Annotated in this window: 13 protein-coding genes; 4 read left to right on the plus strand and 9 right to left on the minus strand. The window is 57.4% G+C overall.

Annotated features, from left to right (window positions below; translation table 11 throughout):
- Nucleotides 1-41 precede the first annotated feature (41 nt).
- Nucleotides 42-854 (minus strand): prolipoprotein diacylglyceryl transferase, encoded by an 813-nt coding sequence (gene lgt, locus RHM59_RS14985; protein ID WP_322224568.1) that lies wholly within the window; start codon nucleotides 852-854, stop codon nucleotides 42-44.
- Nucleotides 855-1010: 156 nt separating this feature from the next.
- On the opposite strand from lgt, the gene RHM59_RS14990 reads away from it, so the two are divergent.
- Nucleotides 1011-1757 carry an NRDE family protein gene (locus RHM59_RS14990; RefSeq protein ID WP_322224570.1) on the plus strand — a complete coding sequence of 249 codons (747 nt, stop codon included), beginning with the start codon at nucleotides 1011-1013 and terminating at the stop codon, nucleotides 1755-1757.
- Between the two features lie 126 nt (nucleotides 1758-1883).
- Here RHM59_RS14990 and ptsP read toward each other — a convergent pair whose 3' ends face one another.
- Both ptsP and RHM59_RS15000 read right to left on the minus strand, forming a co-directional pair.
- Entirely contained in the window at nucleotides 1884-4163 is a 2280-nt protein-coding gene (ptsP, locus tag RHM59_RS14995; RefSeq protein ID WP_322167182.1) for a phosphoenolpyruvate--protein phosphotransferase, read from the minus strand.
- 22 nt (nucleotides 4164-4185) lie between these two features.
- The gene (locus tag RHM59_RS15000; RefSeq protein ID WP_322170655.1) at nucleotides 4186-4665 is read right to left on the minus strand and encodes an RNA pyrophosphohydrolase; all 480 of its coding nucleotides are present in this window, start codon (nucleotides 4663-4665) and stop codon (nucleotides 4186-4188) included.
- Nucleotides 4666-4807: 142 nt separating this feature from the next.
- Between RHM59_RS15000 and RHM59_RS15005 the strand changes: the two genes are divergently transcribed.
- Entirely contained in the window at nucleotides 4808-5464 is a 657-nt protein-coding gene (locus tag RHM59_RS15005) for an HAD family hydrolase (protein ID WP_322224573.1), read from the plus strand.
- 131 nt (nucleotides 5465-5595) lie between these two features.
- Here RHM59_RS15005 and RHM59_RS15010 read toward each other — a convergent pair whose 3' ends face one another.
- The 4 genes from RHM59_RS15010 to ilvA form a co-directional block, all read right to left on the minus strand.
- Complete coding sequence (locus tag RHM59_RS15010) at nucleotides 5596-6063, minus strand: DUF2269 domain-containing protein (RefSeq protein ID WP_322224574.1); 468 nt, start codon at nucleotides 6061-6063, stop codon at nucleotides 5596-5598.
- Nucleotides 6060-7316 carry an SDR family oxidoreductase gene (locus tag RHM59_RS15015; RefSeq protein WP_322224576.1) on the minus strand — a complete coding sequence of 419 codons (1257 nt, stop codon included), beginning with the start codon at nucleotides 7314-7316 and terminating at the stop codon, nucleotides 6060-6062. The genes RHM59_RS15010 and RHM59_RS15015 overlap by 4 nt, the downstream gene beginning before the upstream one ends.
- A gap of 15 nt (nucleotides 7317-7331) precedes the next feature.
- On the minus strand, nucleotides 7332-7760 hold the full coding sequence (locus RHM59_RS15020; protein WP_322224578.1) for a DUF2269 family protein: 429 nt from the start codon (nucleotides 7758-7760) through the stop codon (nucleotides 7332-7334).
- Nucleotides 7761-7824: 64 nt separating this feature from the next.
- Nucleotides 7825-9339, minus strand: a complete 1515-nt coding sequence (ilvA, locus tag RHM59_RS15025; protein ID WP_322286710.1) for a threonine ammonia-lyase, biosynthetic — start codon at nucleotides 9337-9339, stop codon at nucleotides 7825-7827.
- Between the two features lie 247 nt (nucleotides 9340-9586).
- On the opposite strand from ilvA, the gene rpiA reads away from it, so the two are divergent.
- Entirely contained in the window at nucleotides 9587-10258 is a 672-nt protein-coding gene (gene rpiA, locus RHM59_RS15030) for a ribose-5-phosphate isomerase RpiA (RefSeq protein WP_322224580.1), read from the plus strand.
- Nucleotides 10259-10346: 88 nt separating this feature from the next.
- On the opposite strand, the gene RHM59_RS15035 is transcribed toward rpiA, so the two are convergent.
- The gene (locus RHM59_RS15035) at nucleotides 10347-11012 is read right to left on the minus strand and encodes a fumarylacetoacetate hydrolase family protein (protein ID WP_322167178.1); all 666 of its coding nucleotides are present in this window, start codon (nucleotides 11010-11012) and stop codon (nucleotides 10347-10349) included.
- Nucleotides 11013-11043: 31 nt separating this feature from the next.
- Nucleotides 11044-12438: an FAD-binding oxidoreductase gene (locus RHM59_RS15040; protein WP_322224582.1), complete on the minus strand. Its 1395-nt coding sequence runs from the start codon at nucleotides 12436-12438 to the stop codon at nucleotides 11044-11046.
- 157 nt (nucleotides 12439-12595) lie between these two features.
- On the opposite strand from RHM59_RS15040, the gene serA reads away from it, so the two are divergent.
- Nucleotides 12596-13825 (plus strand): phosphoglycerate dehydrogenase, encoded by a 1230-nt coding sequence (gene serA / locus RHM59_RS15045; RefSeq protein WP_322167176.1) that lies wholly within the window; start codon nucleotides 12596-12598, stop codon nucleotides 13823-13825.
- Nucleotides 13826-13858 lie beyond the last annotated feature (33 nt).

The following is a 13858-nucleotide window of genomic DNA, read 5'->3' on the forward strand; positions in this document are numbered from 1 at the left end:
CGATGAACCCGCCGGGAGCCAAAACACCCGGCGTTTCGGTGTTAGACCGCAGCGCTTTTGGCAGCGGATGCGCGGTGATACGCCAGCCAGATCAGTACCAGACCGCCAATAATCATCGGCAAGCTCAGAATTTGACCCATGGTGACCCAGCCCCACGCCAGATAGCCTAGCTGTGCATCGGGTACGCGGACGAATTCGACAACAAAGCGGAAGATCCCGTAAAACAACGCGAACATCCCGGAAACAGCCATGGTCGGACGGGGTTTACGCGAGAACAGCCACAGGATAACGAACAGCGCCACACCTTCCAGTGCGAATTGGTACAACTGCGACGGATGACGCGGCAACTGCGCCGGATCGCTGAACGGCGGGAAGATCATGGCCCACGGCAGGTCAGTCGGCTTGCCCCACAATTCGGCGTTGATGAAGTTGCCGATACGCCCAGCGCCCAACCCAATCGGGACCATTGGGGCGACAAAATCCATCAGTTGGAAGAACGACTTACCGTTGCGCCTGCCGAACCACCAAGCCGCGATCATCACGCCGATAAAGCCGCCGTGGAACGCCATGCCACCTTTCCAGACTTCGAAAATCAACAGCGGATTGGCGATGTAGGCACTCAGGTCGTAGAACAGCACGTAACCCAATCGCCCACCGACGATCACACCCATGGCTAACCAAAAGATCAGATCGGAGAGTTTTTCTTTGGTCCAGGTTGGGTCGAAACGGTTCATCCGGCGTGACGCGAGCAACCATGCGCCGCCGATGCCGATCAGGTACATCAAGCCATACCAATGGATTTTCAGCGGGCCAATGGCCAATGCAACTGGATCAATCTGCGGGTAAGGCAGCATTGCGACTCCTCAATTAAAACGCGCGGGCAACAGCGGACTGCCGTCTGCGATTGGCGATGCGGCATGGTAACGGAAGCATGGCCCTCAGCTCTACCCGTGTGAGCGGGTGGGTGTCGGATCGATCTGCGGTAGAGTGGCAAAAAAAGGAGGCTCGCAATGTGCCTGATCGTCTTCGCTTGGCGCCCCACCCACCGCCAACCTTTGATCGTCGCTGCCAACCGCGACGAGTTTTATGCCCGCCCGACCCAACCACTGACTGAATGGCTCGATGCACCTGGGGTGTATGCGGGGCGCGATCTGGAAGCCGGTGGCACGTGGCTCGGCGTCGGAAACCACGGCCGATTCGCAGCGCTGACCAATATTCGCGACCCGAATCATCCGCTGGGGCGACGCTCTCGCGGCGAACTGGTGTCGCGGTTTTTGACCGGTGAGCAGCCCACTGAGGAGTATCTGGCAGAGGTCGCGGGGCGCGCCGGGGAATATGGCGGCTTCAATTTGCTGCTTGGGACGGCGGATTCGTTGTTTTACCTGAGTGCCGTCAATGCGCAGCCGCAACGACTGGAGGCCGGTGTTTATGGCTTATCCAACGCGGGCCTGGACACTCCGTGGCCAAAATTGCTGAAAGCCAAGGCGGCGCTGCTCGCTGAACTGGGTGATCCGCAACCGTCGGCGCTGTTGGGGTTACTGCGCGATCCCGAAATTGCGCCCGTCGCCGAGCTGCCTGATACCGGCGTAGGACTGACCACGGAAAGTCTGTTATCCAGCGTATTTATTGCCAGCCCGACCTACGGCACCCGCGCCAGCAGCGCACTGATCGTCAATGCCGACGGCAGCCGCCACTTCACCGAACACAGCTTCGGGCCGTATGGCGGCCAATTGGGGGCGGTTGAGTTGAAGGTGTAACGCAGATGAAGACCCAGTGGGAGCCAATTCATTCGCGAATGCAGCGTCGCAGTTATTCAGACAGACCGCGTTGCGCTTTTCGCGAATGAATTCGCTCCCACCGATTTGGCGTGGTCTCGCCTTGAATCAATGCCCTTTAACCGACGCCGGATTAATCATCCGCGCCAGGCCAAGGTTACGCAGCGCCAGTTGCAGCGAGCTGCGGATAACTTGCGGGTTGTCGTTGGTCATCAACTGCCCCAGCAACTCCTTGGCTTTGCTCAGGTTGATCTGACGCAACATCCACTTCACTTTCGGCAAGTTAGTGGCGTTCATCGACAAGCTGTCATAACCCATTGCCATCAACAACACCGCCGCTGCCGGGTCGCCGGCCATTTCGCCGCATATGCTCACGGGTTTGCCTTCCAAATGAGCATCGTGCACCACATGCTGCAACGCCATCAGCACCGCTGGGTGCAGGTAGTCATACAGATCGGCAACCCGTGGGTTGTTGCGATCTACCGCCAATAAGTATTGGGTCAAGTCGTTGGAACCCACCGAAAGGAAGTCCACCTGACGCGCCAATTCACGGGTTTGGTACACCGCTGCCGGGACTTCAACCATCACACCAATTGGCGGCATCGGCACGTCGAACCCTTCGTCGCGTACTTCGCCCCAGGCTCGGTGGATCAAGTGCAGCGCTTCTTCCACTTCGTGGGTGCTGGAAATCATTGGCAGCAGAATGCGCAAGTTGTTCAAGCCTTCACTGGCCTTGAGCATCGCGCGGGTCTGCACCAGGAAAATTTCCGGGTGATCGAGGGTGACACGAATCCCGCGCCAGCCCAGGAACGGGTTGTCTTCCTTGATCGGGAAGTACGACAGCGATTTATCACCACCGATGTCCAGGCTGCGCATGGTCACCGGTAACGGATGGAAAGCCGCCAGTTGTTCACGGTAAATCGCCAGTTGTTCTTTTTCGCTCGGAAAACGCTGGTTGATCATGAACGGCACTTCGGTGCGATACAGCCCCACCCCTTCGGCGCCACGCTGTTGGGCGCGGGCAACGTCTGCCAACAGGCCCGTGTTGACCCACAGCGGCATGCGATGCCCGTCCAGCGTCACGCACGGCAGTTCACGCAAGGAGTCGAGGCCTAGTGACAGCTGGCGCTCTTCTTCGACCACTTCAGCGTATTGCTTGCGCAGGATATCGCTGGGGTTGGTGTAGACCTCACCGTGGTAGCCATCGACGATCAGCTGGATGCCATCGACTTTGGAATACGGCAGATCGACCACGCCCATGACCGTGGGAATACCCATGGCCCGCGCCAAAATCGCGACGTGGGAGTTGCCGGAACCGAGTACCGAGATCAGGCCGACCAGCTTGCCTTCGGGTACTTCACCCAGCATTGCCGGCGACAGCTCTTCACTGACCAGAATGGTGTTGTCGGGATAAACCAACGTTTGCTGACGCGCTTCCTGCAAATACGCCAACAGCCGACGACCCAAATCCTTGACGTCGGAAGCGCGCTCACGCAGGTAAGCGTCGTCCATCAATTCGAAACGTTTGACGTGCTCGTTGACCACTTGGCGCAGCGCGCCTTGTGCCCATTGGCCGGTCTTGATGACGTCGGTCACTTCGCTGCCCAGCGACGCGTCGTCCAGCATCATCAGGTACACATCGAACAGCGCACGCTCTTCCGGGCGCAGTTGGGTCGCGAGCTTGGCCGACAGCGAACGCATGTCGCCGCGCACGCCTTCCAGTGCATTTTGGAACAGCGCCAGTTCAGCCTTGATGTCGCTGACGTTTTTGTCAGGCACCACTTCCAGATCGGCCGGCGGCAACATCACCACGGCCGTACCGACAGCAGCACCTGGCGAACCCGGCACACCGACGAATTTGGCTTCTTGAATGCCTTTGCCCTGACGGCCCAGGCCACGAATCGAACCCGTGGCTTCAGCGTGGGCGATTACCCCGGCCAACTGGGCACTCATGGTCACGAGGAAGGCTTCTTCACCTTCATCGAACTGGCGACGCTCCTTTTGCTGGATCACCAACACCCCGACCACGCGACGGTGGTGGATGATCGGTGCGCCAAGGAACGACGCATAGCGCTCTTCGCCGGTCTCGGCAAAGTAGCGATAACGCGGGTGATCAGCAGCGTTTTCGAGGTTCAGTGGTTCTTCGCGGGTACCCACGAGACCGACCAAACCTTCGTTCGGCGCCATGCTGACCTTGCCGATGGATCGCTTGTTCAGGCCCTCGGTGGCCATCAACACAAAGCGGTTGGATTCGGGGTCGAGCAAATAGACCGAGCAGACCTGGCTGCCCATGGCCTCTTTGACGCGTAACACAATAATCCCCAACGCCGCCTTGAGATCCTTGGCGGAGTTAACTTCCTGGACGATCTTGCGCAGCGTATTGAGCATGGCTCGGGGTCGAACTCCGTCGTCAGTCGCGCGCCAATAGGCGCGGGGCAAGTTCTTTAAGGGCGCGTCTGTAAACCTCGCGCTTGAATGTCACTACCTGGCCCAACGGATACCAATAACTGACCCAACGCCAGCCATCAAATTCCGGTTTACCGGTCAAATCCATCCGCACCCGCTGCTCGTTAGAGACCAGGCGCAGGAGAAACCACTTCTGTTTCTGGCCGATGCACAGCGGTTGGCTGTGCGTTCTGACCAAACGTTGCGGCAAACGATAACGCAACCAGCCCCGGGTGCAGGCGAGAATTTCAACATCTTGCCGTTCCAGCCCGACTTCCTCATTCAATTCGCGATACAAAGCGTCTTCTGGCGTCTCAAGCGGGTTAATTCCACCCTGAGGAAACTGCCAGGCATCTTGATTGATTCGCCGAGCCCATAAGACCTGACCAGCATCATTTGTCAGAATAATCCCGACATTAGGACGGAAACCATCGGGGTCGATCACGGCAGCGGCCTCGTAAACGCATATCGCCGCATTGTTCCACAAAGCGAATGAAAGCAGCAACGAGGCTTCGCAGCTTATGTGAACTCTTGTGAAAAGCTCGTATTCTGACGGCCTTTTCCGTGACAATTCAGTGAGTAACTCCATGCGCCTGGCTTTATTCGACCTCGACAACACACTTCTGGGTGGCGACAGCGACCACGCCTGGGGTGATTACCTCTGCGAGCGCGGCATTCTCGACGCCATCGCCTACAAAGCGCGCAACGACGCGTTTTATCAGGATTACCTGGCGGGCACCCTGAACCTGACAGACTATTTGAACTTCAGCCTAGACATCCTCGGCCGCACCGACATGGCTCAGCTGGATGAATGGCACCGCGAGTTCATGCGCGACTGCATCGAACCCATCATCCTGCCCAAAGCCGAAGCCCTGCTGGCAAAGCACCGTGAAGCGGGCGACAAACTGCTGGTCATCACCGCCACCAACCGCTTTGTGACGGCGCCAATCGTTACACGGTTTGGGGTTGATACCTTACTGGCCACCGAATGCGAAATTATCGACGGCCGCTTCAGCGGGCGCACCACCGACATCCCTTGCTTCCGCGAAGGGAAAGTGACGCGACTTAATCGCTGGCTGGAAGAAACCGGATTCAATCTTGACGACAGCTACTTCTACAGCGACTCGCTGAACGACCTACCCTTATTGGAGCAAGTCGCCAACCCGGTAGCCGTCGACCCAGACCCGAAGTTACGCGCCGAAGCAGAGCAGCGTGGCTGGCCGGTGATCACGCTGAGAAGCTAAGTCGATCCGAATGACCCCTTCGCGAACAAGTTCGCTCCTACAGTGGGTTTAACTGTAGGAGCCAACTTGTTGGCGAGGCGTATGCACATAAAACATCGCTTCAGAGCAGTTCTGACGGGGCCGGCGTTGACTTATGCAGGCTTGCTGACCATCAAATAGAAAATAGCCATAAACGCTAGAAAGGCTGGCCAACCGAGCCCAAACCACCAACGCATATAGTGCGCGGCCTTGATTGGCATGGGTGTTCCGTCTTTCAATGCTTGCTCTGCCAACTTATGTACCTGAATCTGCAGCCAGACAACGGGCAACCAGCATAGGCCAGCCAACACATACAAACCCATGCTCCACGCCAACCAAGTCTGATGCGGCGACCAACCTGCCAACATAATTAAACCGACGCCACTTAATGGCTGAAAAACCGCCGTGGTCGCAGTAAATATCCAGTCGGCTAAAACCAAATGTTTGAACGTGACGGCGATCACTTCAACTTTCCCACTGCGCCATGCGCGCAATGAGTAATAGGCTGAGCCTAACCCGGTGCCAAACAGTACCGTAGAAGACAGTATGTGAAGGGTTTTCAATATCAGGTAAAGACTCATTTACGCGGTTCAGTCCATAGAAGCCAAAGAGTCACCACTATCAACACCAAGTTTTTGGCGACAGCGGCGTAGGGGTCAAACCAGTAATGCGGTAATACCACGGTGATGAATGCCGTGTAGCCCAGCATTAATCCCAGTTGGGTGCGTAAGGCTAAACGGCGCCAACGGGTAGCGAGCAACCCTAAACCCAAAACGCCATCTAACAGCGCACCGCTGATCACCGCCAAGCGGGCCAAGCCTCCGGTGATACCCGCTTCGGACATTATCCGCAGGCCCCACTCATAACCGGGCCCGAGACAAACTGCAGCAGTACCCAGCCAAATCAGGATCATTACGGCAAGAAAAATCGGGCGCAGCGCCAACGTTACGCTTTGCCCCGCCTGTGGCCACCCGATCAGGCGTGATGCCAGGGGTAATGCACGATAGCCACAGATACTTGCCAAGGGTTCAGGGTCGCCAAGATTATCTCGACCGGCCATTTTCAGGCTTTGCTTGTTCAACGCACGCCAACCAAATTGATCACCCAGCAATACGCCTACCCCTGCCAATGGCGCTGAGACTTTCATGTAGCGAGCGGGCGCCCAACCTTGAGCATCACGCAGTTGATCTATCACTTGCGGCAGAGTCATGGGTTGCGGACCCACAACCGGCAATACCATCGGCTGCGTCGGCCAACTTCGCAACAATGCCAGTACTGCGCCGACAAAATCATCAATGTGCAAAGGTTGCGACTGTGCGTTCAGGTCCAGCAACGCAATCAATGGCAACGGCGAAAGCCTTGAGAGCCAACCACTGCTGGCACCTCCAGCACCCAACAAAAGAGACGGTCGCAGGATTACCACTGGCGAACCTAGTCCCAGCAAATATTGATCTGCGACTGCCTTGGTTTCCAGAAATGGAATATCTGGCTGCTCACCCGCGCCCAAGGCAGAAATCTGCAAAACACGGGCGCCGTGTTTAGCCGCCAGATCGAACAGAGCACACGTGCCGCGACTCTGAACCCGGTCAAGCTCGTCGCTGCTGACGCTTAGCAAGCCCGCAGCATTGATTAACAGTTCGGTATTTTCCGGCCATTGGAAATGCTCGGGATTATCGGCCAGCAGGCCAAGATCCAGCGTCTGCCAGGCGACACCGGGTACCGAAACACTCCCACATCGGCGAGAGGTAGCAATTATCTGATGGCCGTTAGCGGCCAACGCATTAAGCAAATGGCGACCAACGAAGCCGCTGGCGCCTACGAGAAGAATATTCATTATCGTGAAACAGCCTTAAACCGGCTTAGCCCCCATCAACCCCGCAATAGCGATAAAGCACACGCCGCAGAACAGGGCGAGGGCCAGGGTGAATTTTGGATGGCCGATGACGGCGGGAACGCGCAGGCGGTTGAGGCGAACCAGTAGCCATGCCCAGCTGAGGGTGCCCAGGGTATAGAGCACGCTCGCGGCCAATAACCAGGTCTGACCCAATGGCCAGCCGGCGTAATGCACCAGCCACCAGCCGCTGATCGGCAAGGTCAACAAGCACAGGGCCATCAGAATCCAGGCGAATAACCACGGCCGTTGCAGGGTGCGGCGCTGGGTGGTCAAGTCGCCGGCGCGGCGGCCGCGGATGACCCAGACCACGAGCCCCAACGCGCTGAGTAGAAACAGCACGGTGGCGACAACGTGGACGATTTTGATGGCGGTGAAATGTTCCATTTTCAGTAAATTCCTGTCAGAGCGTATTGATCAGCGTAGCAGCGCGACGGTTTTCCTCGGTGGATTAGCCGAGGAACAATTTGTACGCCGGGTTCTCGCTCTCATCCCAATGCGGGTAGCCGATTTCCGCCAACGCCGCCGGAATCAGGTGCCGTTCGTCTTCCGGCACCACCAAACCAGCGACAACACGACCGTCCGCCGCGCCGTGATTGCGGTAGTGGAACATCGAAATATTCCACTGCCCGCCGAGTTTGTTGAGGAAGTTGAACAGCGCGCCCGGACGCTCTGGGAATTCGAAGCGCAACACCACTTCATCACTGACCCGTGCCGCGTGGCCGCCGACCATGTGCCGAATGTGCAGTTTCGCCAGCTCGTTATCGGTCAAATCCAGCACCGGAAAACCTTGCTCGGTCAGGCTGGCCAGCAGCGCGGCGCGAGGGTCGGTGTCCGGGTGGGTTTGCACGCCAACGAAGATGTGGGCTTCGCGGTCGGTGTGGTAGCGGTAGTTGAATTCGGTGATCTGGCGTTTGCCGATGGCTTCGCAGAACGCCTTGAAGCTGCCCGGCTTTTCGGGAATGGTCACGGCGATGATTGCTTCGCGGCCTTCGCCCAACTCGGCACGCTCGGCCACGTGGCGCAGACGGTCGAAGTTGACGTTGGCCCCCGAATCAATGGCCACCAAGGTGTGCCCGCTGACGCCGTACAGCTCGACGTATTTCTTGATGCCGGCCACGCCCAGCGCACCCGCAGGCTCGGTGATCGAGCGGGTATCGTCGTAGATGTCCTTGATCGCCGCACAGATTTCATCGGTGCTGACGGTGATCACTTCGTCGACATAATCTTTGCAGATATCAAAGGTGTGCTGGCCGATCTGCGCCACCGCCACGCCGTCGGCGAACAATCCGACCTGGCTCAGCACCACGCGCTCACCCGCAGCCATCGCCGCTTGCAGGCAATTGGAATCGTCCGGTTCAACACCGATGACCTTGATGTCCGGGCGCAGGTATTTGACGTAGGCCGCGATGCCCGCGATCAAACCACCGCCGCCCACCGGTACGAAAATCGCGTCGAGCCGGCCCGGCTGCTGACGCAGAATCTCCATCGCCACGGTGCCTTGTCCGGCGATGGTGTCGGGATCGTCGTACGGGTGAACGTAGACGTAGCCTTTTTCATCGACCAGTTTCAGCGAGAACGCCAGCGCTTCGGGGAACGAATCGCCGTGCAACACCACGATGCCGCCCCGGGAGCGCACGCCTTCGACCTTGATCTCGGGGGTGGTTTTGGGCATGACGATGGTGGCTTTGACGCCCAGCACCTTGGCCGCCAATGCCAAGCCTTGCGCGTGATTGCCCGCCGACGCCGTGACCACACCGCGCGCCCGTTCGGTGTCGCTAAGCAGGGTGAGCTTGTTGTAAGCGCCGCGAATCTTGAACGAGAACACCGGCTGCAAGTCTTCGCGCTTGAGCAGCACCGTGTTGCCGAGGCGCTCGGACAGCTGGCGGGCGGTCTGCAACGGAGTTTCTACGGCTACGTCGTAAACGCGCGAGGTGAGGATTTTTTTGACGTACTGTTCAAGCATCGGGAAAGCATCACTGGCGAATAGGGACAAGGCCCGAAGTCTAACCCAGAATGACGCGGTTTTAAGGCAGGTTATCGCTATAATGCGCGCCCTTTTGCAGACGTTTGCTCGCTGCAAACACATTTCCCGTAGGAGCCAACGTGTTGGCGAGATGGTTTTCCCGACACACCGCAGTGGACCCTTCGCCAACACGTTGGCTCCTACAGATACAGTTCCAATACCTTATTTTCGTCATATCGGAGCCCGCATGACCCAGGATCAACTCAAACAGGCCGTGGCCCAAGCTGCTGTCGATTTCATCCTTCCGAAACTCGATGACAAGAGCGTCGTTGGCGTCGGTACGGGTTCCACCGCCAACTGCTTTATCGATGCTCTGGCCAAGCACAAGGGCGCGTTCGACGGCGCGGTCGCCAGTTCCGAGGCCACTGCCGCACGCCTCAAGAGCCACGGCATTCCGGTGTACGAACTGAATACCGTCAGCGATCTGGAGTTTTACGTTGATGGCGCTGATGAAGCAGACGCAGGCCTGCACTTGATCAAAGGCGGCGGTGCGGCGCTAACTCGCGAGAAAATCGTCGCGGCCGTGGCTCAGACATTCATTTGCATTGCCGACGGCAGCAAGCTGGTGTCGGTGTTGGGCGAGTTTCCGCTGCCGGTTGAAGTGATTCCAATGGCGCGCAGCCACGTAGCACGTCAGTTGGTGAAGCTGGGCGGCGATCCGGTGTACCGCGAAGGCGTGCTAACGGATAACGGCAACATCATTCTGGACGTGTTCAACATGAACATCACCGACCCGGTGACGCTGGAAACCCAGATCAACGCCATCGTTGGCGTTGTGACCAATGGCTTGTTCGCGGCGCGTCCGGCTGACTTGTTGTTTTTGGGTACGGCGGAAGGTGTGAAAACCCTTAAGCGCTAATACGCATTTGGGCCTCTTCGTGAATGAATTCACTCCCACAGTGATTGCAATTTTACCGTGGGACAGAATTCATTCGGGAAGCTGTTGATCAGCGAACGCTGCTTTCGAACTTACTCACACCGGTCAACTCCAACACAATCTCATCGCCCGCCACGAACGGACCAACGCCTGCTGGAGTGCCGGTCATGATGATGTCGCCGGCTTGCAGTGAGAATTGCGACGCCATGTACTGAATCATTGGAATGATCGGGTTGAGCATTGCGCTGCTGTTGCCGTCTTGGCGCACTTCGCCGTTGATCGACAAGCGAATCCCAATATCGGTCAGGTCTAGGTAGGCATCAGCCGACACAAACGGGGCGATGACTGCGGCGCCGTCGAAGGACTTGCAGATCTCCCACGGCAGGCCTTTCTCTTTCAGCCGGGTCTGAATGTCGCGCAAGGTCAGGTCCAGACCCGGAGCGAAACCGCTAATCGCATCCAGCACTTCTTCAGCGGTCGGGCTTTTAGTCAGCGGCTTGCCGATCAATACCACGATCTCAGCCTCGTAATGCACTGACCCGCGATCAACCGGGATAGTAAACCCACCTTCCAACGCGACTACGCAACTGCCAGGCTTGATGAACAGCAATGGCTCAGTCGGCACCGGGTTATTCAATTCTTTGGCGTGTTCGGCGTAGTTACGGCCGATACAGACGACCTTTCCCACGGGGAAGTGGATTCGCGTACCGTCGATGTACTGGTGCTGATAGCTCATGGGGCGACTCCTGGTCTGTAGGCCAAATGGATTAAACGGCGAAGATCTTGCCTGGGTTCATGATCCCGTTGGGATCGAACACGGCTTTAACCGCTTTCATGTATTCGATTTCGATGGGCGAACGGCTGTACGTCAAGTAATCGCGCTTGGTCATGCCCACGCCGTGCTCAGCGGAAATCGAGCCGTTGTACTTCTGCACAATCTCGAACACCCACTGGTTGACCGTGGCGCACTTGGCAAAAAACTCGTCCTTGCTCAGGTTATCCGGCTTGAGGATGTTCAGGTGCAGGTTGCCGTCGCCGATGTGGCCGAACCAGACAATTTCGAAGTCCGGGTAGTATTGGCCAACGATAGCGTCCACTTCTTTCAGGAACGCCGGCACTTTCGAAACGGTCACGGAAATATCGTTCTTGTATGGCGTCCAGTGCGAAATGGTCTCGGAGATGTATTCGCGCAACTTCCACAGGTTCTGCAACTGTTGGTCGCTCTGGCTCATCACGCCATCGAGCACCCAACCTTCTTCCACGCAATGCTCGAAGGTTGCCAAGGCTTCGTTGGACACTTCTTCAGTCGTTGCTTCGAACTCCAGCAGCGCATAAAACGGGCAATCGGACTCAAAAGGCGCGGGAACGTCGCCGCGCGCCAATACTTTGGCCAGCGCTTTATCGGAGAAGAATTCGAAGGCAGTCAGGTCGAGCTTGTTATGGAACGCGTGCAGCACCGGCATGATTGCGTCGAAATCACGGGTCCCGAGGACCATGGCGGTAAGGTTTTTCGGCGCACGGTCCAAGCGCATGGTGGCTTCGACGACAAAGCCCAGCGTGCCTTCGGCGCCGATGAACAGTTGACGCAAATCGTAGCCGGTGGCGTTCTTGATCAAGTCTTTGTTCAGCTCGAGCAGGTCACCCTTGCCGGTGACGACTTTCATGCCCGCGACCCAGTTGCGGGTCATGCCGTAGCGAATCACCTTGATCCCGCCGGCATTGGTGCCGATGTTGCCACCAACCTGGCTGGAACCGGCCGACGCGAAATCCACCGGATAATAAAGGCCGTTGTCTTCAGCGAGGGTCTGCAGGTGCTCAGTGACGACGCCCGGCTGGCAGACCACGGTGCGGTCCGTCAGGTTAATATCCAACACCTTATTCATGTAATCGAACGAGACGACCACTTCACCGTTAGCCGCGACCGCAGCAGCGGAAAGCCCGGTTCGACCGCCCGATGGCACCAGCGCTACTTTATGTTCATTGGCCCAGCGAACGATGGCTTGCACCTGTTCGGTGGTCTTCGGGAACACGATGGCCACAGGGGCTGGCGCGAAGTGTTTGGTCCAATCCTTGCCGTAAGTAATAAGGGAGTCAGCGTCGGTCAGGACCTTGCCAGGCTCAACCAGGGTCTTCAACTCGTCTATCAGGGCAGGATTGGTCATCACGGAACTCTCGAACAATTCATGGTCATCCTGAGAACGCTTCACGTCCAGGAATGGGTGTTTCGCGGGGTGCATATGCTAGCATAGCCCCCCGCTAATCGTGCCTACGGCCGATGTGCGCCCCCTGCCATTTTCTCCGGGACACAGGTTTACGCAGATGAGCAAGACTTCTCTCGATAAGAGCAAGATCAAGTTCCTTCTTCTCGAAGGCGTCCACCAATCAGCCGTGGACGTCCTCAAGTCCGCCGGGTATTCGAACATTGAATACCTTACCGGCTCGCTGCCGGAAGCCGAATTGAAGGAAAAGATCACCGATGCACATTTCATCGGTATCCGTTCCCGTACCCAATTGACCGAAGGGGTCTTTGATTGCGCGAAGAAACTGGTCGCTGTCGGTTGCTTCTGCATCGGCACCAACCAAGTCGATCTCAACGCTGCCCGCGAACGCGGTATCGCTGTTTTCAACGCCCCCTACTCCAACACCCGTTCGGTGGCTGAGCTGGTGCTGGCGGAAGCGATCCTGTTGCTGCGCGGCATCCCTGAGAAAAACGCTTCCTGCCACCGTGGCGGCTGGATCAAAAGCGCGGCCAACTCCTTCGAAATTCGCGGCAAGAAACTGGGCATCGTCGGCTACGGCTCGATCGGCACCCAACTTTCCGTGCTGGCCGAAGGTCTGGGCATGCAAGTGTTCTTCTACGACACGCTGACCAAACTACCGCTGGGCAATGCATCTCAAGTGTCTAGCTTGACCGAACTGCTGGGTCTGGCGGACATCGTGACGCTGCACGTCCCGGAAACTGCTGAAACCCAATGGATGATCGGCGAGAAAGAAATTCGCTCGATGAAGAAAGGCAGCATCTTGATCAACGCCGCTCGCGGTACGGTGGTCGAGTTGCAGGCATTGGCTGACGCGATCAAGGATAAACACCTGATTGGCGCCGCCATCGACGTCTTCCCGGTTGAACCACGCTCGAACGACGAAGAATTCGAAAGCCCGCTGCGTGGCCTGGATAACGTGATCCTGACCCCGCACATCGGCGGTTCCACTGCCGAAGCACAGGCCAACATCGGTCTGGAAGTCGCAGAAAAACTGGTCAAGTACAGCGACAACGGTACGTCGGTGTCTTCGGTCAACTTCCCGGAAGTGGCCTTGCCCGCTCACCCTGGCAAGCACCGTTTGCTGCACATCCACCAGAACATTCCGGGTGTAATGAGCGAGATCAACAAGGTCTTCGCTGAAAACGGAATCAACATTTCCGGTCAGTTCCTACAGACCAACGAAAAGGTGGGCTACGTGGTCATCGACGTCGATGCCGAGTACTCCGATCTGGCCCAGGAAAAGCTACAGACGATCAACGGCACGATTCGTAGCCGCGTACTGTTCTAGTTTTTACCTAGGTACAACAAGGAGACCTGCGGG

The organism is Pseudomonas sp. MH10 (assembly GCF_034353045.1).
Taxonomy (GTDB): domain Bacteria; phylum Pseudomonadota; class Gammaproteobacteria; order Pseudomonadales; family Pseudomonadaceae; genus Aquipseudomonas.